This is a genomic window from Pseudomonas sp. HY2-MNA-CIBAN-0224 (assembly GCF_040310285.1).
Taxonomy (GTDB): domain Bacteria; phylum Pseudomonadota; class Gammaproteobacteria; order Pseudomonadales; family Pseudomonadaceae; genus Aquipseudomonas; species Aquipseudomonas helleri.
Genome location: NZ_JBEOPQ010000922.1, coordinates 1 through 235, shown reverse-complemented (window position 1 = coordinate 235; position 235 = coordinate 1). Strand labels below are relative to the sequence as shown.

General features: G+C 33.6%; 1 protein-coding gene. It reads right to left on the bottom strand.

The features are described 5' to 3' along the window. Positions 1-235, bottom strand: a 235-nt coding sequence (locus AAEZ03_RS28940; RefSeq protein WP_350583448.1) for a hypothetical protein, incomplete at both ends; no start/stop codon positions are given.

Sequence of the window (235 nt, the reverse complement as noted above, 5' to 3'; positions counted from 1 at the left end):
AAATTTTTAGTTCCATCAAAGCGATAACAACCTACATCCTGTAATGCTACTTCAGAAAACTGAAACAGACACACATAATTCCAAGTATTTAATATGCTAACAGCGGTTGGATTATCAACTTTAATGCCTTCTTTGTTATCTCCAGTATAGGTATAAGAATAACGTAAATCAGATGTTGACTCCTGTCTAGAAACAGCTCCAATATATCCTATCCTATTAGGAGTATAAGTAACTC